The 26,200-nt window shown below is 70.0% G+C and carries 22 protein-coding genes and 2 tRNA genes; 12 read left to right on the top strand and 12 right to left on the bottom strand.

Annotated features, from left to right (window positions below):
- Nucleotides 1–99 precede the first annotated feature (99 nt).
- The 8 genes from ACFC02_RS16925 to rpmH all read right to left on the bottom strand — a co-directional run bounded on the left by ACFC02_RS16925 (nucleotide 100) and on the right by rpmH (nucleotide 6,036).
- Entirely contained in the window at nucleotides 100–1,134 is a 1,035-nt protein-coding gene (locus tag ACFC02_RS16925; protein WP_376357232.1) for a ParB/RepB/Spo0J family partition protein, read from the bottom strand.
- A complete protein-coding gene (locus ACFC02_RS16920; protein WP_360966841.1) occupies nucleotides 1,131–2,204 on the bottom strand; it encodes a ParA family protein in 1,074 nt (357 codons plus the stop codon). Before ACFC02_RS16920 ends, ACFC02_RS16925 begins: the two co-directional genes overlap by 4 nt.
- Nucleotides 2,205–2,480: 276 nt before the next feature.
- Nucleotides 2,481–3,197: a 16S rRNA (guanine(527)-N(7))-methyltransferase RsmG gene (rsmG, locus tag ACFC02_RS16915; protein ID WP_360966496.1), complete on the bottom strand. Its 717-nt coding sequence runs from the start codon at nucleotides 3,195–3,197 to the stop codon at nucleotides 2,481–2,483.
- A gap of 116 nt (nucleotides 3,198–3,313) precedes the next feature.
- Complete coding sequence (locus tag ACFC02_RS16910; RefSeq protein ID WP_376357229.1) at nucleotides 3,314–3,826, bottom strand: protein jag; 513 nt, start codon at nucleotides 3,824–3,826, stop codon at nucleotides 3,314–3,316.
- Nucleotides 3,827–3,841: 15 nt separating this feature from the next.
- Nucleotides 3,842–5,152 carry a membrane protein insertase YidC gene (gene yidC, locus ACFC02_RS16905; RefSeq protein ID WP_376357227.1) on the bottom strand — a complete coding sequence of 437 codons (1,311 nt, stop codon included), beginning with the start codon at nucleotides 5,150–5,152 and terminating at the stop codon, nucleotides 3,842–3,844.
- Nucleotides 5,153–5,155: 3 nt separating this feature from the next.
- Nucleotides 5,156–5,509 carry a membrane protein insertion efficiency factor YidD gene (gene yidD / locus ACFC02_RS16900; protein WP_376357225.1) on the bottom strand — a complete coding sequence of 118 codons (354 nt, stop codon included), beginning with the start codon at nucleotides 5,507–5,509 and terminating at the stop codon, nucleotides 5,156–5,158.
- Nucleotides 5,506–5,877 carry a ribonuclease P protein component gene (rnpA, locus tag ACFC02_RS16895; RefSeq protein WP_376357224.1) on the bottom strand — a complete coding sequence of 124 codons (372 nt, stop codon included), beginning with the start codon at nucleotides 5,875–5,877 and terminating at the stop codon, nucleotides 5,506–5,508. Before rnpA ends, yidD begins: the two co-directional genes overlap by 4 nt.
- Before the next feature lie 21 nt (nucleotides 5,878–5,898).
- On the bottom strand, nucleotides 5,899–6,036 hold the full coding sequence (rpmH, locus tag ACFC02_RS16890; RefSeq protein WP_003956500.1) for a 50S ribosomal protein L34: 138 nt from the start codon (nucleotides 6,034–6,036) through the stop codon (nucleotides 5,899–5,901).
- A gap of 365 nt (nucleotides 6,037–6,401) precedes the next feature.
- On the opposite strand from rpmH, the gene dnaA reads away from it, so the two are divergent.
- The 9 genes from dnaA (at nucleotide 6,402) to ACFC02_RS16845 (ending at nucleotide 19,722) form a co-directional block, all read left to right on the top strand.
- Nucleotides 6,402–8,516 (top strand): chromosomal replication initiator protein DnaA, encoded by a 2,115-nt coding sequence (dnaA, locus tag ACFC02_RS16885; RefSeq protein WP_376357221.1) that lies wholly within the window; start codon nucleotides 6,402–6,404, stop codon nucleotides 8,514–8,516.
- 1,022 nt (nucleotides 8,517–9,538) lie between these two features.
- Nucleotides 9,539–10,669 (top strand): DNA polymerase III subunit beta, encoded by a 1,131-nt coding sequence (dnaN, locus tag ACFC02_RS16880; protein WP_018566212.1) that lies wholly within the window; start codon nucleotides 9,539–9,541, stop codon nucleotides 10,667–10,669.
- 138 nt (nucleotides 10,670–10,807) lie between these two features.
- Nucleotides 10,808–11,683 carry a phosphogluconate dehydrogenase (NAD(+)-dependent, decarboxylating) gene (gnd, locus tag ACFC02_RS16875; RefSeq protein ID WP_376357218.1) on the top strand — a complete coding sequence of 292 codons (876 nt, stop codon included), beginning with the start codon at nucleotides 10,808–10,810 and terminating at the stop codon, nucleotides 11,681–11,683.
- A 161-nt stretch (nucleotides 11,684–11,844) separates the two neighbouring features.
- Nucleotides 11,845–12,966, top strand: coding sequence for a DNA replication/repair protein RecF (recF, locus tag ACFC02_RS16870; RefSeq protein WP_376357216.1), 1,122 nt, complete (start codon nucleotides 11,845–11,847; stop codon nucleotides 12,964–12,966).
- Nucleotides 12,963–13,520: a DUF721 domain-containing protein gene (locus tag ACFC02_RS16865; protein WP_376357214.1), complete on the top strand. Its 558-nt coding sequence runs from the start codon at nucleotides 12,963–12,965 to the stop codon at nucleotides 13,518–13,520. The genes recF and ACFC02_RS16865 overlap by 4 nt, the downstream gene beginning before the upstream one ends.
- A gap of 485 nt (nucleotides 13,521–14,005) precedes the next feature.
- Nucleotides 14,006–16,090 carry a DNA topoisomerase (ATP-hydrolyzing) subunit B gene (gene gyrB / locus ACFC02_RS16860; protein WP_376357212.1) on the top strand — a complete coding sequence of 695 codons (2,085 nt, stop codon included), beginning with the start codon at nucleotides 14,006–14,008 and terminating at the stop codon, nucleotides 16,088–16,090.
- 42 nt (nucleotides 16,091–16,132) lie between these two features.
- Entirely contained in the window at nucleotides 16,133–18,727 is a 2,595-nt protein-coding gene (gene gyrA, locus ACFC02_RS16855) for a DNA gyrase subunit A (protein WP_376357211.1), read from the top strand.
- An 18-nt stretch (nucleotides 18,728–18,745) separates the two neighbouring features.
- Nucleotides 18,746–19,480, top strand: a complete 735-nt coding sequence (locus ACFC02_RS16850; protein WP_376357209.1) for a DUF3566 domain-containing protein — start codon at nucleotides 18,746–18,748, stop codon at nucleotides 19,478–19,480.
- A gap of 168 nt (nucleotides 19,481–19,648) precedes the next feature.
- Nucleotides 19,649–19,722, top strand: a tRNA-Ile gene (locus ACFC02_RS16845).
- A 584-nt stretch (nucleotides 19,723–20,306) separates the two neighbouring features.
- Here ACFC02_RS16845 and ACFC02_RS16840 read toward each other — a convergent pair.
- Nucleotides 20,307–20,669, bottom strand: a complete 363-nt coding sequence (locus tag ACFC02_RS16840; RefSeq protein ID WP_376357207.1) for a DUF6344 domain-containing protein — start codon at nucleotides 20,667–20,669, stop codon at nucleotides 20,307–20,309.
- Between the two features lie 338 nt (nucleotides 20,670–21,007).
- Between ACFC02_RS16840 and ACFC02_RS16835 the strand changes: the two genes are divergently transcribed.
- Complete coding sequence (locus tag ACFC02_RS16835) at nucleotides 21,008–21,136, top strand: DLW-39 family protein (protein ID WP_003999697.1); 129 nt, start codon at nucleotides 21,008–21,010, stop codon at nucleotides 21,134–21,136.
- Nucleotides 21,137–21,492: 356 nt separating this feature from the next.
- Nucleotides 21,493–22,899 carry a hypothetical protein gene (locus ACFC02_RS16830; protein ID WP_376357205.1) on the top strand — a complete coding sequence of 469 codons (1,407 nt, stop codon included), beginning with the start codon at nucleotides 21,493–21,495 and terminating at the stop codon, nucleotides 22,897–22,899.
- Here the strand turns inward: ACFC02_RS16830 and ACFC02_RS16825 are convergent.
- Together ACFC02_RS16825 and ACFC02_RS16820 are read right to left on the bottom strand one after the other, a co-directional pair.
- Nucleotides 22,863–24,245, bottom strand: coding sequence for a protein kinase (locus tag ACFC02_RS16825; RefSeq protein WP_376357203.1), 1,383 nt, complete (start codon nucleotides 24,243–24,245; stop codon nucleotides 22,863–22,865). The genes ACFC02_RS16830 and ACFC02_RS16825 overlap by 37 nt on opposite strands.
- Nucleotides 24,246–24,323: 78 nt before the next feature.
- Entirely contained in the window at nucleotides 24,324–24,872 is a 549-nt protein-coding gene (locus ACFC02_RS16820) for a helix-turn-helix domain-containing protein (protein ID WP_376357201.1), read from the bottom strand.
- A gap of 182 nt (nucleotides 24,873–25,054) precedes the next feature.
- Between ACFC02_RS16820 and ACFC02_RS16815 the strand changes: the two genes are divergently transcribed.
- Nucleotides 25,055–25,127, top strand: a tRNA-Ala gene (locus ACFC02_RS16815).
- A gap of 105 nt (nucleotides 25,128–25,232) precedes the next feature.
- Here the strand turns inward: ACFC02_RS16815 and ACFC02_RS16810 are convergent.
- The gene (locus tag ACFC02_RS16810; protein WP_376357199.1) at nucleotides 25,233–25,943 is read right to left on the bottom strand and encodes a DUF5324 family protein; all 711 of its coding nucleotides are present in this window, start codon (nucleotides 25,941–25,943) and stop codon (nucleotides 25,233–25,235) included.
- Nucleotides 25,944–26,200 lie beyond the last annotated feature (257 nt).

Below are 26,200 nucleotides of genomic sequence, written 5' to 3'. Positions count from 1 at the left end.
ATTCCGGGGACACCGAGTACAAGCAAAGGCGGGCCGTGAACCGGTGATCCTCCGGTGCACGGCCCGTCGCAGGGAAGCCTGTGGCCGCTCCCCCCGGGCTCAGGCGTCGGTCTCGTCCTCAGCCGAGTCGCCCTCCAGCAGGCCCTTCTGCAGCACCCGGCCCTCGCCGGGAGCCAACGTGCCGAGAATGCGCTCCAGGTCGTCCATGGAGGCGAACTCGACGGTGATCTTGCCCTTCTTCTGCCCCAGGTCGACCTTGACCCGAGTCTCGAAGCGGTCGGACAGGCGCGTCGCGAGGTCGGACAGGGCGGGAGAGAGCCTGGCTCCGGCACGGGGACCCTTGGAGCGCGGCGACGACTGCGGCCGCGACCCCATGAGCGTCACGATCTCCTCGACGGCCCGCACCGAGAGTCCCTCGGCCACGATCCGGTGGGCGAGCCGGTCCTGCTCCTCGGAGTCCTCGACCGAGAGCAGCGCCCGCGCATGCCCGGCGGACAGCACTCCGGCAGCGACCCGTCGCTGCACCGCCGGCGACAGCTTCAGCAACCGCAGGGTGTTGGAGACCTGCGGGCGAGAACGGCCGATACGGTCCGCCAGCTGGTCATGGGTGCAGTTGAAGTCCCTCAGCAGCTGGTCGTAGGCGGCTGCCTCTTCCAGCGGGTTGAGCTGGGCCCGGTGGAGGTTCTCCAGCAGGGCGTCCAGCAGGAGCTTCTCGTCGTCCGTGGCCCGCACGATCGCCGGGATGGCGTCGAGCCCTGCCTTGCGACAGGCCCGCCAACGCCGCTCGCCCATGATCAGCTCGTAGCGCTCGGCGCCGGTCTGCCGGACGACCACCGGCTGGAGCAGCCCGACCTCCTTGATGGAGGTGACCAACTCGGCCAGCGCCTCGTCGTCGAAGACCTCACGCGGCTGCCGCGGGTTCGGCGTGATGAAGTCCAGCGGGATTTCCGCGAAATGGGCGCCCATCGGTGGCGGTGGCAACATGGCCACCTTCGCCGCGGCCACTCCACGGTCGGACGTCAGGACCGGGCCGGGGCTTCCCGCCGGGCCTGGCACAGGGGTCCTCTCCGTCGGAGCGGCCGGGATCAAGGCTCCGAGACCCCGACCCAGCCCAGGCCTCCGTCGCTCGCTCACTGGATCCCCTCCACCATGCTCGGGTCGCTCTGTGCACCGATGTGGGCGTGCGTGGCGTCATAGCTGACGCCGACACCCTTCAATGCGATTTCTCGTGCCGCCTCAAGGTAGGAGAGGGCACCGCTCGATCCTGGATCGTAGGTCAGCACCGTCTGCCCGTAGCTGGGGGCCTCCGAGATACGGACGGATCGAGGGATGCTCGTCCGCAGCACCTCGTCACCGAAGTGGCTGCGCACCTCGTCCGCGACCTGGGACGCGAGACGCGTCCGGCCGTCGTACATGGTGAGCAGGATGGTCGACACGTGCAGCGTGGGGTTCAGGTGGCCCCGCACCAGGTCGACGTTGCGCAGCAGCTGCCCGAGGCCCTCCAGCGCGTAGTACTCGCACTGGATCGGGATGAGCACCTCCTGACCGGCGACCAGGGCATTGACCGTCAGCAGGCCGAGCGAGGGAGGGCAGTCGATGAGGATGTAGTCCAGCGGCTGCTCGTAGGCCTGGATCGCCCGTTCCAGACGGCTCTCCCGGGCCACCAAGGACACCAGCTCGATCTCCGCACCGGCGAGATCGATCGTGGCGGGGGCGCAGAAGAGGCCTTCGACATCAGGAACGGGCTGGACCACCTCTGCCAGAGGCTTGCTCTCCACGAGCACGTCGTAGATGGACGGCACCTCGGCGTGGTGATCGATGCCCAGCGCGGTGGAGGCGTTTCCCTGCGGATCGAGGTCGATCACCAGAACCCGGCCGCCGTGCAGAGCCAGCGAAGCAGCGAGGTTGACGGTCGTCGTCGTCTTCCCGACGCCGCCCTTCTGGTTGGCGACCACGATGACACGCGTCTGATCGGGGCGCGGCAGGCCCTCTCCGGCGCGGCCTAGCGCCTCGACCGCCAGTTGGGCAGCGCGACCGATGGGAGTGTCGTCCATCGGGGGCGGTGTTTCACGTGAAACATTCTCCCCCATCGACTCGGTACGGGGGCCGGGGACCGGATCGGTCATCGGTCCCGCGATGTTGGCGTCGGACCGCAAGGATTCACTCTCCTCGACTTCAGGCTCGCAATGAACAGAGCCTCCCATGCCATCGGGGTCGCGAACCAGTGAGGCCTGACGTTCTGTGGAGAAATCCACCTCTGTGGACAACTCCGTTCCCTCTCCGAGTGAACCGAGAGGCTTGCGGTCGCGGGGTTGGGCCGCGGCGCGGCCACGGTTGATGATGCCGTGCAGCAGTGAGCGACGTTTCACGTGAAACACGATGACAATAATTCGCCCGTTATGTGAGCGACACTCCGCCGCACGTCTCCCAGCAGGGTCCCTGCGGCGGAGTGAGAGGCAACGCAGAGCCCAAAGGAGGGCTCACCGCCTCCGGCGCGCTCGTCCTGTCCGCGCCGCCTTCGCACGCTTCGCCGCGAAACGCACGCCGCCGGGGCTCTCGCCGACCTCCACCCGGACCACGGTGGACAGCGGATCCACGACACCCTCACCCACATGCAGGATGGACGTCTCCGCCGCGCCGAGCTTGCTCAGCGCGGTGCCCGCACTCTTCAGCTCCTCCTCAGCCGTGTCCCCCTTGAGGGCGAGCATCTCCCCGTAAGGGCGCAGCAGCGGAATACCCCAGGTCGCCAGGCGGTCCAGCGGAGCCACCGCCCTGGCGGTCACCACATGGACAGGCGGGAGCTTGCCCATCACCTCTTCGGCCCGCCCCCGGACGACGGTGACATGGTCGAGTCCCAGCATCTCGACGACCTCGGTGAGGAAGTTGGTGCGCCGCAGCAACGGCTCCAGCAGCGTGATCTTCAGGTCCTCCCGGACCAGAGCGAGCGGGATGCCCGGCAGGCCGGCGCCGGAACCGACATCGCACACGGTCACCCCTTCGGGGACGACCTCGGAGAGCACCGCACAGTTCAGCAGGTGGCGCTCCCACAGGCGGGGCACCTCCCGCGGACCGATGAGCCCTCGCTGCACACCTGCTTCAGCCAGCAGCTCGGCGTACCGGACCGCATCCGCGAAGCGATCACCGAATACGTCTCGTGCCTGCTCGGGCGCAGGGGGGAGCTCCGCTGCCTCCGTCACGGGGGACCGTCCTTCCGTACCGCATCAGCGCGATCAGCGCCGACCACCAGAACTACCAGGCTGACAAAGTTCGGCCCCGCCTGCGGGCAGACGGGGCCGGTGGAACGTGGGACCGCTCAGGCAGGGAGTACGACGACGAAGCGCTGCGGCTCCTCGCCCTCGGACTCGCTGCGCAGCCCCGCGGCCTTGACCGCGTCGTGCACGACCTTGCGCTCGAACGGGCTCATCGGCTTCAGCTTCACGGGCTCGCCGCTGCTCTTTGCCTCCGCCGCGGCCTTCGCGCCCAGCTCGGACAGCTCGGTGCGCTTCTGGGCACGGTAGCCCGCGATGTCCAGCATCAGGCGGCTGCGGTCACCGGTCTCCCGGTGCACGGCCAGACGCGTCAGCTCCTGCAGCGCCTCCAGCACCTCACCGTCCCGGCCGACCAGCTTCTGCAGGTCCCGGCTGCCGGCCTCGCTGATGATCGAGACAGAGGCGCGGTCGGCCTCGACGTCCATGTCGATGTCGCCGTCGAGGTCGGTGATGTCCAGCAGACCCTCGAGGTAGTCCGCCGCGATCTCGCCCTCCTGCTCCAGGCGGGTCAGGGCGTCTGCACCCTCGACAGCGGCGGAGGTGGTGCCTTCCGTCACGGGATGGGCTCCTTCTTACTTCTTGGACGGGGACTTGGGCCGCTGCGGGCCCTTGCGCTGGCCGGACTGGGCCTTGCTGCGGCTGCCGTTGCCCGGCTTGGAGTCGGGCTTCTTGGCAGCGGCGGGCGGGGTGTCCCGCGGCGCGCCGGTCTTCGTCTCGGCCTCGGGCTCGGACTTGGTCAGCGACGGAGGCTGCTCGATGTCACCGGCCCCTGCCGCCTTCGGGCTGCCCGACTGGCGCTGGGACTTGCTCTGCCGCTTGGGCTGCTGACGCCTGGCACCGGCGGCGGTCGTGGTGGTGACCGTGCCGTCCTCGGTCTGCACGACGGCGGCGCTCTCACCCTTGATCACCGTGCCGTCGGACTGGGCCGCCAGGCCGGCCTTGGTCAGACCGTTGATGAACTTGCGCTCGAACTCGTTGCGGTCACGGCCCTTGGCGACGATCGCCTTGACGATGGCCTTCTCACGCCGGTTGCGGGTCTTGCCGTGGTGCGTGACGTGCTTGTGCAGACGCTCCAGGTAGGAGGCCTGAGCCTTGGAACCCGGGGTCGGGTTGTTGTGGATGACGTACATCTGCTGGCCCATGGTCCACACGTTGGTGGTCAGCCAGTAGACGAGGACACCGACCGGGAAGTTGATGCCGAAGACGGCGAACATGACCGGGAAGACGTACATCAGCATCTTCTGCTGCTGCATGAACGGCGTCTTCACCGTGGTGTCGACGTTCTTGGTCATCAGCTGGCGCTGCGTGTAGAACTGCGACGCCGACATCAGGACGATCATGACCGCGGTGACGACACGGACATCGGTCAGGGAGGCACCGAGCTGGGCGACCTTGTCGGCGCTGTCCGTGAACTTCGCGGCCAGCGGGGCACCGACGATGTGGGCATGACGGGCGCTGGCCAGCAGCGGCTCGTTGATCACACCGATCGTCTTGCCGGTCGCGATCGCGCTCAGTACGTGGTACAGGGCGAAGAAGAACGGGGACTGCGCCAGGATGGGAAGGCACGAGGAGAGCGGGTTGGTACCCGACTCCTTGTACAGCTTCATCATCTCTTCGGACTGACGCTGCTTGTCGTTCTTGTAGCGCTCCTGGATCTTCTTCATCTCCGGCTGGAGCGTCTGCATCGCGCGGGTCGCCTTGATCTGCTTCACGAAGAGCGGGATCAGGCAGATGCGGATCAGAACCACCAGGGACACGATGGACAGGCCCCAGGCCCAGCCGGTGTCAGCCCCGAAGATCGCCCCGTAAACCTTGTGGAACTGGACGATGACCCAGGAGACGGGCCAGGTGATGAAACTGAAGAAGCTGGCAATCGTGTCCACTAATCATGCTCCTTGGGCATGGGACGAGGTCTCTGCGACCGGGCCCGGCGGGAAGTCCCCGTCGGTGGCCGGCTCCGCGGCGGAGGGCCCGCCCTTGCGCGTACGCCAGGCGTCACGCAGCATTTCGTGCCACCGCGGACGCTTGCGCGGAGGAACGTGGTCCACACCACCCAGCGACCACGGGTTGCACCGCAGGATGCGCCAGGCGGTGAGCGCCGTTCCCTTGACCGCACCGTGCCGGTCGATGGCCGTGAAGCCGTAGTGGGAGCACGACGGGTAGTACTTGCACACCGGCCCGAGCAACGGGCTGATGGTCCACTGGTACAGCTTGATCAGGGCCAGCAGTGGGTACTTCATCGCGTGCCCCCTCCCAGCAGTCGTTGAAGGGCGGCATCCAGGTCTCGGGCCAGCTGTGCGTGATCGGCCTCGCCCGCTCCTGGTAGCGCTCGTACGACTACCAGGCTACCGGGGGGCAGGAGTGCGACCCGGTCGCGCATCAGATGGCGAAGTCTGCGCTTCACCGCGTTGCGTACGACCGCGCCACCCACTGCCTTGCTCACGACGAAACCCGCACGCGTAGGGGAAGCGCTCTCCCCAGGCGCGTGCGGGTCCGTGGCACCGCTACGAAGATGGACGACGAGAAGCGGGCGTCCGGCCCGGCGCCCTCGTCGTACCGCGGTCGCGAAGTCCTCGCGCCGCCTCAGCCGGTTCTCGGTGGGCAGCACGATGTCATGACCTGACCGGGATCAGGCGGACAGACGGGCGCGACCCTTGCTACGGCGGGACGCGAGAATCGCGCGGCCGGCACGGGTGCGCATACGCAGCCGGAAGCCGTGGGTCTTCGCGCGACGACGGTTGTTCGGCTGGAAGGTGCGCTTGCTCACTCGGGGGCTCCAGAAAGATTCGGTAGTGGCGGGGTGCCGTCCTGGCTGTCACCGTGCGCCCACGATTAGCTCGCAGTCACGCCGTGTGCACCGCTTACCGATCACCTTGACGCGATCTGTGCCCTTCGGAGGCAGGCGGCAGCAGCCATCGACAACTCGACCTGGTTACGGTACGCGCGGCTAGGCCATCCGGTCAAACCGCGCGGCCCCGGGCCGAGCTTGTCCACAGCCTGGGGACAACAACTTGAACGGTACCCGCCGCGCTGACTACCGTGGGCGGACTCCCATTCGTTCCCTTGTCCCCCGTTTACATCCCGACCCGTCCCGAACCACACGTTCGTGGGACCCGTGAGAGAGCGTGCCCTGTGGCTGACGTACCTGCCGATCTTGCCGCAGTGTGGCCACGCGTACTGGAACAGCTCCTCGGAGAGGAACGCGGCCAGGGCGTCGAGACGAAGGACGAGCACTGGATCCGCCGCTGCCAGCCGCTCGCGCTGGTCGCGGACACGGCACTGCTCGCGGTACCGAACGAGTTCGCGAAGAACGTGCTCGAAGGCCGCCTCGCCCCGGTCGTGAGCGAGACGCTGAGCCGCGAGTGCGGACGCCCGATCCGCATCGCCATCACCGTCGACAGCTCCGTCGGCGAGACCCAGCCCTCCACGCCGCCGGCTCCCCAGTCCCGCTACGAGGAACAGGAACTGCCCACCGGCCAGGGCGGCTACGAGCCCTACGGACGGCACCGGGCCGAGCCCCACCGCACCGACCGGCCCGACCGCACCGACCCCCACCGCGCGGACCGCACCGGCCGGCCCGACCGTCCCGGACGCGCCGACCAGCACCCGGGCGGCTCCGGCGACCAGCACCCGCCCTCGCGCACCGGCGGCCCCCAGCCGGGCGACGGCACGGACCAACTGCCGACCGCCCGCCCCGCCTACCCCGCGGAGTACGGCGACCGCCAGCGCCCCGAACCCGGCGCCTGGCCGCGCCCGGCCCAGGACGACTACGGCTGGCAGCAGCAGCGGCTCGGCTTCCCCGAGCGCGACCCCTACGCCTCACCCGCCCAGGAGCCGTACGCCCCCCGCGACCAGTACCGCCCGCAGGACACCTACGGCACCCAGGACGGCTACGGGTCCCAGGACTCGTACGGCTCCTCGAACGACTCCTGCACCGGCCCGCACGAGCCCTACCCCCCGGCGCAGGACTACCGCCCGCGGCCGATGGAGCGCCCCTCCTACGACCAGTCGCGCCCCGACTACGACTCCGGGCGCCCCGACTACGACCAGCGCGACTACGAGCAGCGCGACCCCGGCCGCCGGGAACTGCCCGAGCCGCCGGCCGGTGCCGGACCCGCGCACCGCGGCGGACCGGCGGCCCCCCCTCCCTCCGGAGCCGGCGGTTCCGGCTCCTCGGCCGACCGGCCGGCGCAGGGCCACGGACCGGGGGAGCCGACCGCACGGCTGAACCCGAAGTACCTCTTCGACACGTTCGTCATCGGCGCGTCCAACCGCTTCGCGCACGCCGCCGCGGTCGCCGTCGCCGAAGCCCCGGCCAAGGCCTACAACCCGCTGTTCATCTACGGCGAGTCGGGCCTGGGCAAGACCCACCTGCTGCACGCGATCGGGCACTACGCGCGCAGCCTCTACCCGGGCACCCGCGTGCGCTACGTCAGCTCGGAGGAGTTCACCAACGAGTTCATCAACTCCATCCGCGACGGCAAGGGCGACAGCTTCCGCAAGCGCTACCGCGAGATGGACATCCTGCTCGTCGACGACATCCAGTTCCTGGCGGACAAGGAGTCGACGCAGGAGGAGTTCTTCCACACCTTCAACACGCTCCACAACGCCAACAAGCAGATCGTGCTCTCCTCGGACCGGCCGCCCAAGCAGCTGGTGACCCTGGAGGACCGGCTGCGCAACCGCTTCGAGTGGGGACTGATCACCGACGTCCAGCCGCCCGAGCTGGAGACACGCATCGCGATCCTGCGCAAGAAGGCGGTCCAGGAGCAGCTGAACGCCCCGCCGGAGGTGCTGGAGTTCATCGCCTCCCGGATCTCGCGCAACATCCGCGAGCTGGAGGGCGCGCTGATCCGCGTCACGGCGTTCGCCTCCCTCAACCGGCAACCGGTGGACCTGGGCCTGACGGAGATCGTCCTCAAGGACCTCATCCCCGGCGGCGAGGACAGCGCGCCCGAGATCACGGCGACCGCCATCATGGCGGCCACCGCCGACTACTTCGGGCTGACGGTCGAGGACCTGTGCGGCACCTCCCGCGGGCGCGCGCTGGTCACCGCACGGCAGATCGCCATGTACCTGTGCCGTGAGCTGACGGACCTGTCGCTGCCGAAGATCGGCGCGCAGTTCGGCGGCCGCGACCACACGACGGTCATGCACGCCGACCGCAAGATCCGCGCCCTGATGGCCGAGCGGCGCTCCATCTACAACCAGGTCACCGAGCTGACCAACCGCATCAAGAACGGCTGAGCAGAGCTCGTACGACACCTGGGTGGGGCGCCTTCCGGAACACCGTCTCCGGAAGGCGCCCCACTGCTGTGCCCGGAAACGCCCGGCCTGCTGTGTCTGGGGCCACCGTGCGTCGGCCTGCTGTGTCTGGTGGCCACCGTGCGTCGGCCGTAGGCACCGGAAGGTGACAGCGAAGGGCCTCAGCGGGCTCGGCACGAGCGGCAGCGGCCCCGGGCCGGCCTTCCCCGCCTGTGCACTGAGGCGCCCTGGCGCGGGTCCAGTGTTCGATTAGCTGGGTGGTTACGGGCTCTCTCCACAGATCCGTGAACTTTCTTCCGTCCACATCCTGGGGACCGCCGAGTTGTCCCGAACGGCATCCACAGCCCCCCGCCCCAAAACCCGTCCCCCCAGCTCAGGGGGGTGTGGAACGGTGGATGAAAGATTTCCACAACCTGTGGACGAAGCCGGGGTCCACAGCCTGTGCATGAAGTTGTCCACGGGCAACCCACAGGCTGCGGTCAGTTGTCCCCAATGATCGGTGGCTTCTCCACATGGTTGTCCACTGTTCGGCAACCCGACGCACCCGGTCACCGCGTCGAGTGAAAGCCGTCACACCAAGCTGCCAGATTGGGGTGTGGGCAACTTGGGTAAACCTGGGGATGCAGCTGGGGAGAACTCACCTCGTCCTGTGGGCGGTGTGTGCAGAACTTTCTGTTCTCCACAGATCCCCGGAGTTGTCCACTGGTGTCACCCACAGGGTCCGTGGACAAAATTTCCGCGCTGAGCTGGGGAAACGTGGTTATCCACCGTATCCACAGCCCCTACTACTACTCCCAACCAGTAAGAGTGCGGAATTCGTTTCGAAGCGGGACCTGTGCACAACTCGCCCCTTCGAGCCCGGCCGCCCCTCGGAGCGACTTGACCCCGACGGGCACCTACTGTCAGTGGCGTGCGTCAGACTGGTCCCCGGTGCTCTTCCCGTCGCAGCGGGTGGTGACACCGAGCCGGAGGACTCAGTAGCAATCAGCAGGAGGCGGCTTACGGTGAAGATCCGGGTGGAACGCGACGTACTCGCGGAGGCAGTGGCGTGGGCGGCACGCAGCCTCCCGGCCCGTCCGCCGGCGCCTGTTCTCGCCGGCCTGCTGCTGAAGGCGGAGGACGGCCAGCTGAGCCTGTCCAGCTTCGACTACGAGGTCTCCGCCCGCGTGTCGGTGGACGCCGAGGTCGAGGAGGAGGGCACCGTCCTGGTCTCCGGCCGGCTGCTCGCCGACATCTCCCGTGCCCTGCCCAACCGGCCGGTGGAGATTTCCACAGACGGTGTACGGGCGACGGTTGTCTGCGGCTCCTCGCGCTTCACCCTCCACACCCTGCCTGTGGAGGAGTACCCGGCGCTCCCGCAGATGCCGAACGCCACGGGCACCGTCCCCGGCGAGGTCTTCGCCTCCGCCGTGCAGCAGGTCGCCATCGCCGCCGGCCGCGACGACACGCTGCCCGTCCTCACCGGTGTGCGCATCGAGATCGAGGGCGACACGGTGACGCTGGCCTCCACCGACCGCTACCGCTTCGCGGTCCGCGAGTTCCTGTGGAAGCCGGAGAACCCGGACGTCTCCGCGGTCGCCCTGGTCCCCGCCAAGACGCTCCAGGACACCGCCAAGGCTCTGACCAGCGGCGACAGCGTCATCCTCGCGCTCTCCGGCTCCGGAGCGGGTGAGGGCCTGATCGGCTTCGAGGGAGCGGGCCGCCGTACCACCACCCGCCTGCTCGAAGGCGACCTGCCGAAGTACCGCACGCTGTTCCCGACCGAGTTCAACAGCGTCGCCGTCATCGAGACCGCCCCCTTCGTCGAGGCCGTCAAGCGCGTGGCGCTGGTCGCCGAGCGCAACACCCCGGTCCGTCTCAGCTTCGAGCAGGGTGTGCTCATCCTGGAGGCGGGCTCCAGTGACGACGCACAGGCTGTGGAACGGGTGGACGCCCAGCTCGAAGGCGACGACATCTCCATCGCCTTCAACCCGACCTTCCTGCTGGACGGTCTGAGCGCGATCGACTCCCCGGTGGCGCAGCTGTCGTTCACGACGTCGACCAAGCCCGCCCTGCTCAGCGGCAAGCCGGCCGTGGACGCCGAGGCGGACGAGGCCTACAAGTACCTGATCATGCCGGTGCGTCTGAGCGGCTGAGCCGGAACCGGTCCCGGCCGACGGCGGGCGTACGCATGAGCGCGTATGCCCACGGATGTGCGGGAAGGTCCGGGTCTAGGCTCGGACACCGGTACGAAAGTGCCCCCACATCACGTCGGACACCTAAGGACACAACTGATGGAGCTCGGTCTCGTCGGCCTCGGCAAGATGGGCGGCAACATGCGCGAGCGGATACGCCGCGCAGGCCACACCGTCATCGGATACGACCGCAACCCCGACCTCGCGGACGTCCACAGCCTCTCTGAGCTTGTGGACAAGTTGTCGGGCCCCCGCGTGGTCTGGGTGATGGTCCCGGCCGGCGCCCCGACCCAGTCGACCGTCGACGAGCTGGCCGAGCTGCTGGAGCCCGGAGACGTGGTCGTGGACGGCGGCAACTCCCGCTGGACCGACGACGAGAAGCACGCGCGGGAGCTGGCGGCCAAGGGCATCGGTTTCGTCGACTGCGGTGTCTCCGGCGGTGTGTGGGGCCTGGAGAACGGCTACGCGCTGATGTACGGCGGCGACGCGGAGCACGTCGCCAGGGTGCAGCCGGTCTTCGACGCGCTCAAGCCGGAGGGCGACTTCGGCTCGGTGCACGCGGGCAAGGTCGGTGCGGGCCACTTCGCGAAGATGGTCCACAACGGCATCGAGTACGCGATGATGCAGGCGTACGCGGAGGGCTGGGAACTCCTGGAGAAGGTCGACTCGGTGGACAACGTCCGCGAGGTCTTCCGCTCCTGGCAGGAGGGCACCGTCATCCGCTCCTGGCTGCTCGACCTCGCGGTCAACGCGCTGGACGACGACGAGCACCTGGAGCAGCTGCGCGGCTTCGCACAGGACTCCGGTGAGGGCCGGTGGACCGTCGAGGCGGCCATCGACAACGCCGTGCCGCTGCCCGCGATCACGGCCTCGCTGTTCGCGCGGTTCGCCTCCCGCCAGGAGGACTCGCCGCAGATGAAGATGATCGCCGCGCTGCGCAACCAGTTCGGCGGTCACGCCGTGGAGAAGAAGTAGTCCACAGGGCGCAGCCGTCCGCCGGGCGCCGGTCCGCAGGACGGTGAACCACAGGTGGGCCCACAACTGGTCCACAGGGCACGTACACCGGACACCGGACGGTTCCGCACGACACGGGACTGCTCGGCGGTCCACCCGCTGGAGGAGGCCGGCGAACGACCATGCACGTCACGCATCTGTCGCTGGCCGACTTCCGCTCGTACGCCCGGGCCGAGGTGCCGCTCGACCCGGGCGTCACCGCGTTCGTCGGCCCCAACGGCCAGGGCAAGACCAACCTGGTCGAGGCGGTCGGCTACCTGGCCACGCTCGCAAGCCACCGGGTCGCCTCGGACGCCCCGCTGGTCCGCATGGGTGCCGAGCGGGCGGTGATCCGGGCGCAGGTGCGGCAGGGCGAGCGGCAGCAGCTGGTCGAGCTGGAGCTGAACCCGGGCCGTGCCAACCGGGCCCGTATCAACCGGTCCTCGCAGGTCAGACCGCGTGATGTGCTCGGCATCGTCCGGACGGTGCTGTTCGCGCCGGAGGATCTCGCCCTGGTCAAGGGCGACCCGGGCGAGCGTCGCCGCTTCCTCGACGAGCTGATCACCGCCCGTTCTCCGCGTATGGCCGGTGTCCGCTCCGACTACGAGCGAGTCCTCAAGCAGCGCAATACGCTCCTGAAGTCCGCGGCGCTCGCGCGGCGGCACGGCGGGCGCTCCATGGATCTGTCCACGCTGGACGTGTGGGATCAGCACCTCGCGCGCGCGGGTGCGGAACTGCTGGCCCAGCGTCTGGACCTGATCACCATGCTGCAGCCGCTCGCGGACAAGGCGTACGAGCAGCTGGCGCCCGGCGGCGGGCCGGTGGCCCTGGAGTACAAGCCGTCGGCGCCCGGTGAGGCGCACACGCGCGAGGACCTGTACGCGCAGCTCATCGCCGCGCTCGCCGATGCCCGCAAGCAGGAGATCGAACGCGGTGTCACCTTGGTGGGCCCCCACAGGGACGACCTGGTGCTGAAGCTGGGGCGGCTGCCCGCCAAGGGGTACGCCTCGCACGGCGAGTCCTGGTCCTACGCCCTCGCGTTGCGCCTGGCCTCGTACGACCTGCTGCGGGCGGAGGGCAATGAGCCGGTGCTGGTCCTGGACGACGTCTTCGCCGAGTTGGACGCCCGGCGCCGGGAGCGGCTGGCCGAGCTGGTCGCGCCTGGTGAGCAGGTCCTGGTCACGGCGGCGGTCGACGACGATGTGCCGCACGTGTTGTCGGGGGCCCGGTTCGCCGTGTCGGGCGGGGCGGTGGAGCGCGTATGAGCGCCGGGAACGAGCCGGTGGCCGGGAAGGCGCCGGAGGCGGACCGGCAGGGTCCCGAGCCCTCGGGTGTCGACCTGGCGCGGGTGGCGTTGCGCGCGGCCAAGGAGGCGGCGCGCGCGCGGGGTGAGGCGGCGCAGCAGAAGAAACAGATCCGGCGCGGTGGGCTGCGTTCCGGTGCGCGTGGCGACGGTCGCGACCCGATGGCGCTGGGTGCGGCCATCAACCGGCTGATCACCGAGCGCGGGTGGGAGGCTCCGGCCGCGGTCGGCGGTGTGATGGGGCGCTGGCCGCAGATCGTGGGGGCGGACGTGGCCAAGCACTGTGTGCCGGAGAGGTACGACGAGGACGAGCGGGTGCTGGCGGTGCGCTGTGATTCGACGGCGTGGGCGACGAACCTGCGGCTGCTCGCGCCGACGCTGGTCGCGCGCCTCAACGAGGACCTGGGGCACGGCGCGGTCCGGTTGATCAAGGTGCACGGTCCCGGGGGCGGTGCCCGCCGGTACGGTCCGTTGCGCGCGCCCGGGAGTACGGGGCCCGGCGACACCTACGGATGACGGAAGGCGCCGCGCCTTCGGGTGCCGGGTCGCGGCCCGGCCGGTGGCCGGTGGCGCCGTGCGACACGCGGTGGACCGCTGCCCGCGGGGGGTGACAGAGATCACATCGAGTGGTAGCGGAGGGTGCTGCGCGGGTGTCGCCGAGGGCTCCCTCACACATCCGCACGCGCTTGCGAATCCCGACCTGACCCCGGAGTAGCGAAGGGTTGACGCCCGGAAGCGCTGAGTGCCGCTGTGAGCCTCTTGGAGCCCCCTTCCGTATATCGGGACCCGGCCAAGACCGGTTCAGGGCGCCACATGCGGACTCAGGTACCGGCAAACCCCCATCACTGTCGGCGCTACCGGTAGACTGGAAGACAATCCCGCCCCGAACGTGGGGACCGTCCGGGAAAAGCTGAGCAACGCTGATCAAGGCTTACCAACGCAACATGCCGCAGCCGCTCCGGCAACCCTCCCCGGAGGGGGCACCCCCAGGAGCCCGGCTCGTGCTGTGCCAGAAAGGGCGCTTCGTGGCCGATTCCGGCAACCCCAACGAGAACATCCCGTCCACCGACACCGGCGCCGATGAGCCGGTGGCCTCTCCGAGCGGTGAGGCCACGGCCTCGTACGACGCCAGCGCCATCACCGTCCTCGAGGGTCTGGACGCGGTCCGCAAGCGCCCCGGTATGTACATCGGCTCCACCGGTGAGCGCGGTCTGCACCACCTTGTGTACGAGGTCGTCGACAACTCCGTCGACGAGGCACTGGCCGGGCACGCGGACACGATCGACGTGACGATCCTGGCCGACGGCGGGGTCCGCGTCGTCGACAACGGCCGTGGCATCCCGGTGGGCATCGTCGCCTCCGAGGGCAAGCCGGCCGTGGAGGTCGTGCTCACCGTGCTGCACGCGGGCGGCAAGTTCGGCGGCGGCGGCTACGCGGTCTCCGGCGGTCTGCACGGCGTCGGCGTGTCCGTGGTGAACGCCCTGTCCTCCAAGGTCTCCGTAGAGATCAGGACCGACGGCCACCGCTGGACGCAGGACTACAAGCTGGGCGTGCCCACCGCCCCCCTGGCCAAGCACGAGGCGACGGAGGAGACGGGCACCTCGGTCACCTTCTGGGCCGACCCGGACATCTTCGAGACCACCGAGTACTCCTTCGAGACGCTTTCGCGGCGCTTCCAGGAGATGGCGTTCCTCAACAAGGGTCTGACCATCCGGCTGACCGACGAGCGTGAGTCGGCGAAGGCCACCAGCGGCGCGGACGAGGCGGGCGCCGACCAGAAGGACGAGGTCAAGACCGTCACGTACCACTACGAGGGCGGCATCGTCGACTTCGTGAAGTACCTCAACTCCCGCAAGGGAGAGGTGGTGCACCCCACGATCATCGACCTGGAGGCCGAGGACAAGGACAAGAGCCTGTCCCTCGAGGTCGCCATGCAGTGGAACGGCGGCTACAGCGAGGGTGTGTACTCCTTCGCGAACATCATCCACACGCATGAGGGCGGTACGCACGAGGAGGGCTTCCGTGCGGCCCTGACCAGCCTGATCAACAAGTACGCGCGCGACAAGAAGCTGCTGCGCGACAAGGACGACAACCTCACGGGCGACGACATCCGCGAGGGTCTGACCGCGATCATCTCGGTCAAGCTGAGCGAGCCGCAGTTCGAAGGCCAGACCAAGACCAAGCTGGGCAACACCGAGGCGAAGACCTTCGTCCAGCGGGCCGTCTACGAACACCTGAACGACTGGCTGGACCGCAACCCGGTCGAGGCGGCGGACATCATCCGCAAGGGCATCCAGGCGGCCACCGCCCGTGTGGCGGCCCGCAAGGCCCGTGACCTCACCCGCCGCAAGGGGCTGCTGGAGTCCGCTTCCCTGCCGGGCAAGCTCTCCGACTGCCAGTCGAACGACCCCACCAAGTGCGAGATCTTCATCGTCGAGGGCGACTCCGCCGGCGGTTCGGCCAAGTCCGGCCGCAATCCGGAGTACCAGGCGATCCTCCCGATCCGCGGCAAGATCCTCAACGTCGAGAAGGCGCGGATCGACAAGATCCTGCAGAACCAGGAGATCCAGGCGCTGATCTCCGCCTTCGGCACGGGTGTGCACGAGGACTTCGACATCGACAAGCTCCGCTATCACAAGATCATCCTGATGGCGGACGCCGACGTCGACGGTCAGCACATCAGCACCCTGCTGCTGACCTTCCTGTTCCGCTTCATGCGGCCGCTGGTCGAGGCCGGGCACGTGTACCTGTCCCGTCCCCCGCTCTACAAGCTCAAGTGGGGCCGGGACGACATCGAGTACGCGTACTCCGACCGCGAGCGCGACGCGCTGATCGAGATGGGCCGGCAGCGCGGCAAGCGCGTGCGCGAGGACTCGATCCAGCGCTTCAAGGGTCTCGGCGAGATGAACGCCGAAGAGCTGCGCGTGACCACGATGGACCAGGAGCACCGGGTCCTCGGCCAGGTCACCCTCGACGACGCCGCCCAGGCCGACGACCTGTTCTCGGTCCTGATGGGCGAGGACGTCGAGGCCCGCCGCCAGTTCATCCAGCGCAACGCCAAGGACGTCCGCTTCCTCGACATCTGAGTCGGTCTCAGCTGACCGCACCAGGAAGGATCCCCACCAGCAATGGCCGACGAGAACACCCCCGTCACCCCTGAAGAGGGCGGCGAACTCGCGATGCGTGTCGAGCCCGTCGGGCTCGAGACGGAGATGCAGCGTTCCTACCTCGACTACGCGATGTCCGTCATCGTCTCGCGTGCGCTGCCCGACGTCCGGGACGGCCTCAAGCCCGTCCACCGCCGCGTCCTGTACGCCATGTACGACGGCGGCTACCGCCCCGAGCGCGGCTTCTACAAGTGCGCCCGCGTCGTCGGCGACGTCATGGGCAACTACCACCCGCACGGTGACTCCTCGATCTACGACGCCCTGGTGCGCCTCGCCCAGCCGTGGTCGATGCGGATGCCGCTGGTGGACTCCAACGGCAACTTCGGCTCGCCGGGCAACGACCCGGCCGCGGCCATGCGGTACACCGAGTGCAAGATGGCGCCGCTGTCGATGGAGATGGTCCGCGACATCGACGAGGAGACCGTCGACTTCACGGACAACTACGACGGCCGCTCCCAGGAGCCGACCGTCCTGCCCGCCCGCTTCCCGAACCTGCTGATCAACGGCTCGGCCGGCATCGCGGTCGGCATGGCGACCAACATCCCGCCGCACAACCTGCGCGAGGTCGCCGCCGGCGCCCAGTGGTTCCTCGAGAACCCGGAGGTCTCGCACGAGGAGCTGCTGGACGCGCTCATCGAGCGCATCAAGGGCCCGGACTTCCCCACCGGCGCGCTGGTCGTCGGCCGCAAGGGCATCGAGGAGGCGTACCGCACCGGTCGCGGCTCCATCACCATGCGCGCGGTGGTCGAGGTCGAGGAGATCCAGAACCGCCAGTGCCTGGTGGTCACCGAGCTGCCGTACCAGGTCAACCCGGACAACCTCGCGCAGAAGATCGCCGACCTGGTCAAGGACGGCAAGATCGGCGGCATCGCCGACGTCCGCGACGAGACGTCCTCCCGCACCGGCCAGCGCCTGGTCATCGTCCTCAAGCGGGACGCGGTCGCCAAGGTCGTCCTGAACAACCTCTACAAGCACACCGACCTCCAGACCAACTTCGGCGCCAACATGCTGGCCCTGGTCGACGGCGTGCCGCGCACCCTCTCGCTGGACGCGTTCATCCGCCACTGGGTGACGCACCAGATCGAGGTCGTCGTGCGCCGGACCCGCTTCCGGCTGCGCAAGGCCGAGGAGCGCGCCCACATCCTGCGCGGCCTGCTGAAGGCCCTGGACGCCATCGACGAGGTCATCGCGCTGATCCGGCGCAGTGAGACCGTCGAGGTCGCCCGCGGCGGCCTGATGGGCCTGCTGGAGATCGACGAGATCCAGGCCAACGCCATCCTGGAGATGCAGCTGCGCCGGCTGGCCGCCCTGGAGCGCCAGAAGATCGTCCAGGAGCACGACGAGCTGCAGGCGAAGATCAACGAGTACAACGAGATCCTCGCCTCCCCGGTCCGCCAGCGCGGGATCGTCAGCGAGGAGCTGGCCGCGATCGTCGAGAAGTACGGCGACGACCGCAAGACCAAGCTGATCCCCTACGAGGGCGACATGTCCATCGAGGACCTGATCGCCGAGGAGGACATCGTCGTCACGGTCACCCGCGGCGGCTACATCAAGCGGACCAAGACCGACGACTACCGCGCCCAGAAGCGCGGCGGCAAGGGCGTGCGCGGGGCGAAGCTGAAGGAGGACGACATCGTCGACCACTTCTTCGTCTCCACCACGCACCACTGGCTGCTGTTCTTCACCAACAAGGGCCGCGTCTACCGCGCCAAGGCCTACGAGCTGCCGGACGCAGGCCGGGACGCGCGCGGCCAGCACGTGGCGAACCTGCTGGCCTTCCAGCCGGACGAGGCGATCGCCGAGATCCTCGCGATCCGCGACTACGAGGCCACCCCGTACCTGGTGCTGGCCACCAAGGGCGGTCTGGTCAAGAAGACGCCTCTGAAGGATTACGATTCGCCTCGCTCCGGCGGTGTCATCGCCATCAACCTGCGGGAGCGGGAGGACGGCAGCGACGACGAACTGATCGGCGCGGAACTCGTCTCGGCCGACGACGATCTGCTGCTGATCAGCAAGAAGGCGCAATCGATCAGGTTCACCGCCTCGGACGACACCCTGCGCCCCATGGGCCGCGCCACCTCGGGCGTGAAGGGCATGAGCTTCCGCGAGAGCGACGAACTGCTGTCGATGAATGTGGTGCGACCCGGTACGTTCGTGTTCACTGCCACCGACGGCGGGTACGCCAAGCGGACCCGGGTCGACGAGTACCGCGTCCAGGGCCGCGGCGGCCTCGGCATCAAGGCCGCCAAGATCGTGGAGGACCGCGGATCGCTCGTGGGCGCGCTGGTCGTCGAGGAGAGCGACGAGATCCTCGCGATCACGCTCTCGGGCGGAGTGATTCGCACGCGAGTCAGCGGGGTCAGGGAGACGGGCCGTGACACCATGGGCGTCCAACTGATCAACCTGGGCAAGCGCGATGCCGTCGTCGGTATCGCACGTAACGCCGAGGCGGGACGCGAGGCGGAGGAAGTCGACGGCGACGTGGCCGTGGACGAGACCGCCGAGGGTGTCGCGACCACCGGCACGGACGAGGGTGAGGCGCCCTCGGCCGAGTAGCACGAGGAGTGAGTCATCGTGAGCGGAGCCACGGGCGCCGGATCGTCCGGTACCTCCACTGGTACGGAATCGGGCGGCGGCCGTGGCTCCGCCGCGCGTGCGACGGACTCGCACACCACCAACCTCAACGCGATCAAGTCGTCCGCGACAGACTCGCACTCGCCCACGCACAGATCCCAGGGGGGAACGGTGACGGACACCCGAGGCCCGCAGACGCAGGGCCAGCCCGCGGCCGGCCGGCAGGCGGGCTCCCCGCTGCCCGGTGAGCGGCAGTCCCAGCAGCACACGGGCCCGTACCACCCGCCGCAGGCCTACCAGGCGTCCGCCGGGGACCGCTCCGGCACCGTGCGCCGGCCGCGCACGGGCGCCCGGACCACCCCGCGTACGCGCAAGGCGCGGCTGCGCGTGTCCAAGGCCGACCCGTGGTCGGTGATGAAGGTCAGCTTCCTGCTCTCCATCGCGCTGGGCATCTGCACCGTCGTGGCGTCCGCCGTGCTGTGGATGGTCATGAACGCGATGGGCGTCTTCTCGACGGTCGGCGGGACGATCTCGGAGGCGACCGGCTCCACCGAGTCGAACGGCTTCGACCTCCAGTCCTTCCTCTCCCTGCCGCACGTCCTGATGTTCGCGACGATCATCGCCGTCATCGACGTCGTCCTGGCGACGGCCCTGGCGACCCTCGGCGCGTTCATCTACAACCTCTCGGCGGGCTTCGTCGGCGGTATCGAGCTGACGCTGGCCGAGGACGAGTAGGACGTCCCGAGGACATGGGGGACGTCTCCCGGCGAGACGTCTGCCGGGAGGCCCGCAAGCGGTGTCAAACCTCCGCCGACGGCCTCCCGACAACCGATTTTGGGACTGCCCCCCTCGTGCGCTAATCTTCAGGAGTCAGCGCGCGGGACATACACCGCAGAGCGCGGCGGGGCTATAGCTCAGTTGGTTAGAGCGCATCCCTGATAAGGATGAGGCCACAGGTTCAAATCCTGTTAGCCCCACAGCAGCAGAACGAAGAGAGCGGGCGTCCCTGGCGGGGCGCCCGCTCTCTTTGCGTCGGGGTACTCGTGGGCCGCTTGCCCGCTTGCCCGCTTGCCCGCTTGCCCGCTTGCCCGCTTGCCCGCTCGTCTACGTCCGCACGTGCGCCGCTCGTCCACTCGGCTACGTCCGGTCGTCCCCGCGTACCGCAGGCCGCAGGCGCGGGAGCGCGCGGACGTCCTGCTGGAGGCGGTGGGGAGTGCTGCTGCCCTGCCGGGGTGCCGTATCCCTGGGGTGTGCGGGCCGGCGGGGGCCGTCGGCGGAGTGCTGGCTGCCCTGGGGGCACCTGTAGCCGGTCATGACCGTCATCCCGGTCACGTCGTCCTGCCGGTCCCGCCCCAGCCGGTTCGGTCGGTGCCGCGGAGGTCGGTGTCGGGCTGTCCGCGGGCATGGGAAGGCCCCGGTCGGCGGGCCGACCGGGACTCGGGGTCGCTGTTGGTGCAGTGGTGGTGCTGGGGTGCGGTGGTGTGTTTCGGTGGTGCAGTACGCGGTTCGCCGTTACGTCATGGGTCCTGATGGGGGCCCCGGGGGCGCCGGGGCGGCCCTGTCAGCGCTGGAGCGGGATGTTGGGGCGGGCTGGAGGTTCCGCGGGGTCGCACTCGGGATCGGTGGCGAGCGACGGGGCGTCTGCCGGTGGGCGGTGGCGGCAGCTCGGGGACTTTCCGTGCGCCTCGGCCCGGATCCGCTGTTTCATCGTGGGAGGCAGGGACCGGGTATGGGACCTGGACCTGGGCCAGGAAGCTGTCGTCTGGGCCGGCACCCTCGCGGTGCTGCTCTTGGGCGCCGTCTCGGGCTGCGGAGCCGCCGTGGCCGCCGTGGCGGTCGTGGTGACGAGTCCGAGCGCCGTGCAGAGCGCGAGGAAGGCGGTGACGATGGCTGTCCACAACTTCATGACCTTGTGCTGGTCCATGGCCCCTCACTTTCGGGTTGGGCGATTTGCGTACTTTGCTCATCATGTGTATGAGCGCCGCGAAGTGGTGGACCGACGCCCGTGGCGCGGGGATCTTCGGATGAACACCACTCGGATGGACGCATGAGCGGCGAAAAGCCGCGGAACCGACAGCGGAACGGCCGTGCATCACCGTTCGTGAGGGTGCGATCACCCTCCGATCGGCCTGGTCCGAGGGGTGTCTACTGCGTTCCCGTGCCGGACAGTTGAGGGCCGATGCAGGTCACCGATCGATATCGGTCGGTGTGTATAGTCGGGCGGCAGAGGTCCCCTACGTCAAGGAAAGACGAGGTCGCGCGGTGAAGAAGCTTCTCCTGGTCGCACTGGCCGCCATCGGCGGGCTCCTCGTGTACCGCCAGATCCAGGCGGATCGCGCCGAGCAGGATCTGTGGACGGAGGCGACCGACTCCGTGCCCACCGGTTCGTGAGCAGCGACATCCAGTACTGAACAGAGCAGACCCCGGCCGCCGTAGCGGTCGGGGTTTTGTGTGTGCGGGTGCGGCTCCCGCCCGGGTCACGTGTTGCGGGCCCGGGCTGTGTGGGATAGCCGCCGCTCCGGGAGGCGGGTGTTTCGGACGCTCGGGCCGAATGCGCGGACGGCGCAACGCCGGCCGCGGCAGGATGGCCGACGTCCGGAAGGCGGCGGCTGAAGCGAGGGAGGCGCGGGATGAGACGGCCCAGGACTGGACGGCGGGCTCCTGCGGAACGGCCCGGCGGCGTTCCCCGCGACGGCCACGAGTCCCGGGACCGGGTCGGCCGTCGAGATCCGGGCAGCGATCGGGACATGGGCGAGCCACGGGAGGCCCGGGCGTGGGGGCCCATCGGTCCGCGTACGGCTGTCCGCGCGCGGGTGTCGGCCGTGGCGGCGGCCCTGGGGCTCCTGGCCGTCCTCACCGCCGCGGCGGGGCCGAGCGCCGCGGCGGCCCAGGTGCCTGACCCGTACGCCGTCGCCGCCGGGACGCCGGACCCGTACGCCTTCGCCGAAGGCGCCCCGTCCGTCGCCGGAGCCGCGACCACCACGGACGCGGTACGGCTCGCCCCCGGCCGCACCTACCGCAGTTCCCTGCCGAGGAACGGGAGGCTGTACTACCGCCTCGACCTCGACGCCGCGTCCGCCGCCTACGTCTCCGCCACGGCCGTCCCCGGCCCCGGCACCACCGTCTCCGCCACGGACGGCCTCAGGGTCTCCGTGCACGACGCACACGGCGGTTCCTGCTCCTACCAGGCCACCCGGTTCGGCACGAGCCGCAGTCCGCATCCCGTCGCCGCGTGGGGAGCGCGCGAGGCCGCCCCCGGCCATGCGCTGTGCCGGGGCGCCGGCGCGTACTACGTCCTCGTCGAGCGCATCACCGCCACCGGCTCCTCGCCGGACACCTGGCCCCTGGAACTGACCACCGCGTCGGAGCCGCCCCTCGAACGGAGCGGAGCGACGACCGCGCCCCGGTCCTGGGACTCGGCCTCCCCCGAGCCGGTCACCGGGAAGGCCGTGGAGCGGGCGGGCGGCACCGGGTTCGAGCGGGCCGCCCCGGTCGGGCAGGGGGTGTGGCGGGACCGCGTCCGTCCCGGCGGGACGCTGTTCTACCGGGTGCCCGTGGACTGGGCGCAGCGACTGGACGCCACGGCGGACCTCGCGGGTGCGGGCGGCGGCAGCGGCTACGCCGACGGTGCGCTGACGCTGTCGCTGTACAACCCGGTGCGCGGCCCCGTGGAGGAGGCGTACGCCGGTTACAGCGGCCGGCGCACGACCGCGGCCCTCGCGCCGCTGCCGCCCGTCGCCTACGCCAATCGCTACGGCTTCGCCGACCAGGTCAAGGCCATGCGGTTCGCGGGCTCCTACTACCTGGTCGTACACCTTGCCGCCCAGACGGCGGACGCGTTCGGTGCCGGGCCCTACGAACTCACCCTGCGGGTGCGGGTGAGCGGTGCGGCCGGGGCGGGCCCGGGGTACGCGGGCCGGTCCGAGCCGGGAGGCCTGTTCGAGGTCACCGCGGGGGACCGGGGAGCGGCGAGTGCAGCCGGCGGTGCCGGGGCGGTGGGCGGCGCCACGGGGCTACGGGTGCTCGCGGCAGGCGGGATCGGCACGGGGACCGCCCTGCTGGCCGTCCTCGGGGTGTGGACGCTGACCGCCCGGCGCCGGGCGGGGGCGGCCGGCCCTCACAGCCGGGTCAGCGCCCACAGGCCCACGGCGTAGCAGGCCAGAGCGAGAACGAGCAGGGGGACCGCCACCGCCACGGGCGGACCCGGGCGGCGCGGGCGCTCGGCACGGTGCCGTGAGACCCCCTGCGCGGGAACGGCGGCCTGCGGGGGCTGGGCGGTGTACGAGGAAGTAGGGGCATCGGCGTGCGGCTGCGTCACCGCCGTGGGCGGGCCGTCGTGAGGCCGTGGTGCGCGCGGGCCTGGGGAGGGCAGTAGCGCATGGGTGAGGTCGGGGGGCGAGACGTGGACGGAAGGAGGACCGCCCGCGGGCGGCTGCGGGGGAAAGTCACCGGTGCCCGATGCCGTGGCGGGCCGCCCGGTCCCTCCGCGGGACGAGCGGGCGTCCTGCGGCCCAGGGGCCTCCGGTCCAGCGCCGTGCGGCCCAGCGTCCTCCGGTCCAGCGCCGTGCGGCCCAGCAACCTCCGGCCCGGCGTCCTTCGGCTTCTCGGCCATGGCAGAGGCCGCGGGGCCGTCCGGGCCGAAACCCGGGGGGAGGGGGCCGAGTTGGTCGAAGATCTCGATCGGCTCGTCGGTCGGACCCGGCTCCGGAAGGAGCTCGACCGCCGCCGCCAGCGCCTTGCGCGCCCCTGTGGCGGTGCGGAAGCGGGCCTGGGGGTCCGGTTGCAGCAGGCCGGCCACGACCTGCCACAACGGCTCCGGGACGCCCTGCGGCGCGCTCGGCGTCCCGTGCTCGGCGAAGTGCTCCACGAGCGCCCTGGCGTCCGGTCTGGCACCCTGCAGCAGATAGAGGGCGACCAGGCCGGTGGCGAACAGGTCGGCGGGGAAGTCCGGCTCGGCGCCCATCATCTGTTCGGGTGACAGGTAACCCGGCGTCCCGACGACCAGGTTCGTCTCGGTGAGCCGTGGTTCGCCCAGCCGCATCGCGATGCCGAAGTCGGACAGCCGCAGCCTGGGACGCCCGGTCCCGGTGGCCTCCAGGAGCACGTTGGCGGGCTTGACGTCCCGGTGCACGACCCGCTCGGCGTGCACCGCGGCGAGCCCCGCCAGCAACTGGTCCAGCAGCGTGCAGACGAACACCGGGGGCAGCGGCCCGTAGTCCCCGACCAGATGGACCAGCGAGCCACCGGCCACCAGGTCCATCGTGAACAGGACCTTGTCGTCGTCGGCGGCCCAGCTGGCCGGGGCGAGCACATGAGGGTGGTCGATCCGCATCGCCTGTTCCCGCACGAAGCGCAGCAGGGAATGCGCGTCGCTCTGCTGGAGGACCTTTGCGGCCACATACCGGTGGCGGCGGTGGTCCCAGGCGCGCCAGACCGCGCCGACCCCACCGCGTCCGATCGGGTCGGCCAGCTCGTACCGGCCGGCGAAGACCTCACCCATGGCTGTGCGTCGCTCCTCCCCCAGGGGTCACCCCCGTTGCTTCCCCCGCGACGCGCGGTACGACCCCTGTCGGCGGGGTCAGTTCTGGTGGGACTGGTAGTGCGCCACGGCGTCGGAGGTGCGGCCCGCCCCGTACACCCGCAGGAAGTCGGCCAGTTCGGGGTGGGAGGGGGCGAGGCTGTCCGCGGCCTCGATGATGTCGCCCGCCGCGGCGACCGAGCGGAGCAGCGACTGGATCTCGCGGACCACGCGCTTGACGGTCGGCGCCCCTGAACTGCTCGTCGTCTGGGTCGTGTTGCTCAGCACCGAACCCCCCTGCGACCTCTTGATCTCCTCCATGCGCTCGCTCGCCTCGGCCGCGCTGACGCTGCCGTCGGCCACCTGGCCCGCCAGTTCCTGCAGCAGCTGCACCCGCTGGACCACCGCCGGGTTGCCGATCTTCGCCCGCTGGCCGCTCATCAGCTGCGACAGCATCGGTGCGGACAGCCCCAGCACCCCCGCCAGACGCGCCTGGTTGAGCCCGAGATCGTCTATGAGCTTACGGAAGAGCGCCCCCAACGGCTCCCCGTACCAGTTCCGCTGCAGTTCCCGCGCTCTTGCGGTGGCTTCCTGCTGTGCGGCGTCCATTGCGTCTCCCCATCGCTTCCCCAAGTACCGCGGTTCGCTGTAGCGAACCACGCGGAGCATCTTACGGAGAGTGGTCGGCCACGGGGACCCCCAATCTTTTTACAGATCCGGGGGGTGACCCGGTACTCTGGTCTGCGGCACCCGACCGGTGGGCGGTTCCTCCGGCCGGATGCTCCCCTTTCGGGGCCTTAGCTCAGTTGGTAGAGCGCTGTCTTTGCATGGCAGATGTCAGGGGTTCGACTCCCCTAGGCTCCACGGACACCAAGAAGCTCCCCCTCGATCCGTACGTTCCGGATCGAGGGGGAGCTTCGTCGTGCCACCCGTGTGAAGCCGGCCGGGGCCGGGCGAGGCCGGACCGGGTCAGCCGTTCTCGTCGCGGTCCGCGTGCTCCTCGGCCTCCTTGGCCTCGACCTCGGGGTCCAGCACGCTCTGGCCGCTGCCGTCGACCGAGGACAGGCGGCCGGCCTCCGGAACCTCGGTGGCGGCCGGCGGCTCCACCAGCCAGTCGGGATTGGCCTGCTTGTCCCACCACTTCCACGCGGCGAAGGCGCCGCCCGCGAGAGCGCCGGCGATCACCAGCACCTTCGCGACGCGGCCGACCCGCGCCTTCCGGCTCCGCCTGCGGGCCAGTTTCTGGATCTTCTGCGCCGGGACCTGGCCGCGCAGCGCGACCAGCGCGGCGGCACCGCGCGCGGCGGCCTCGTCCGCGACCGGCGCCGCGGCGGCCATCGCCTGCTCGATCCTCGGCCTGGAGTACTCGGCGGCCTGCCGGGCGGCCTTGCGGGTGCGCTCGGCGGCTTCCTGGGCGGCCTGGTCGATCTTCGGCGGCACATAGGTCATGGCCTGCGTGCGGGCCTGTTCGAGCCGGGGCGCGACGTAGGCGCCGTACTGGACGCGGGCCTGGTCGGCGGCGAGCGACACCCTCGGCGCGAGCCGTACGCGTGCCTCGTGCGCGTAGTGCGCGGCCCTCTCCTTGGCGGTGTCGGCGTAGGGCGCCACCACTTCCGCGGCGTGCAGCACGCTGTCCTTCGCCGAGCCGGTCGCGGCGCGCACGCTGTCGATGCGGGTCACGGGTTCCTCCTCCTCGGTGGCGTACGGTAATCCGACTGTCCACCCTTTTACGGATCATGCCTGTCAACGAGCCCGGAGGCTTGCGAGAGAGCGCATCCGGGTCATGTGCGCCGCCTCGAACCAGAACGGCTCGTCCGGCCGAGCGGCGTCGGGAGCCGACGGCCGCCGGCCGCCCGCCGCCCGGCCGGGCCCCGCGGCCCGCGGCCCAGGGCAACCAAAAGGAGGAACAAAGGATTTAAAGGGAAACGGTTGGGGTT

The sequence above is a fragment of the Streptomyces sp. NPDC056160 genome (genome assembly GCF_042268205.1).
In the GTDB taxonomy this organism is placed as follows: domain Bacteria; phylum Actinomycetota; class Actinomycetes; order Streptomycetales; family Streptomycetaceae; genus Streptomyces.
This window is presented reverse-complemented; position numbering and strand designations above follow the sequence as displayed.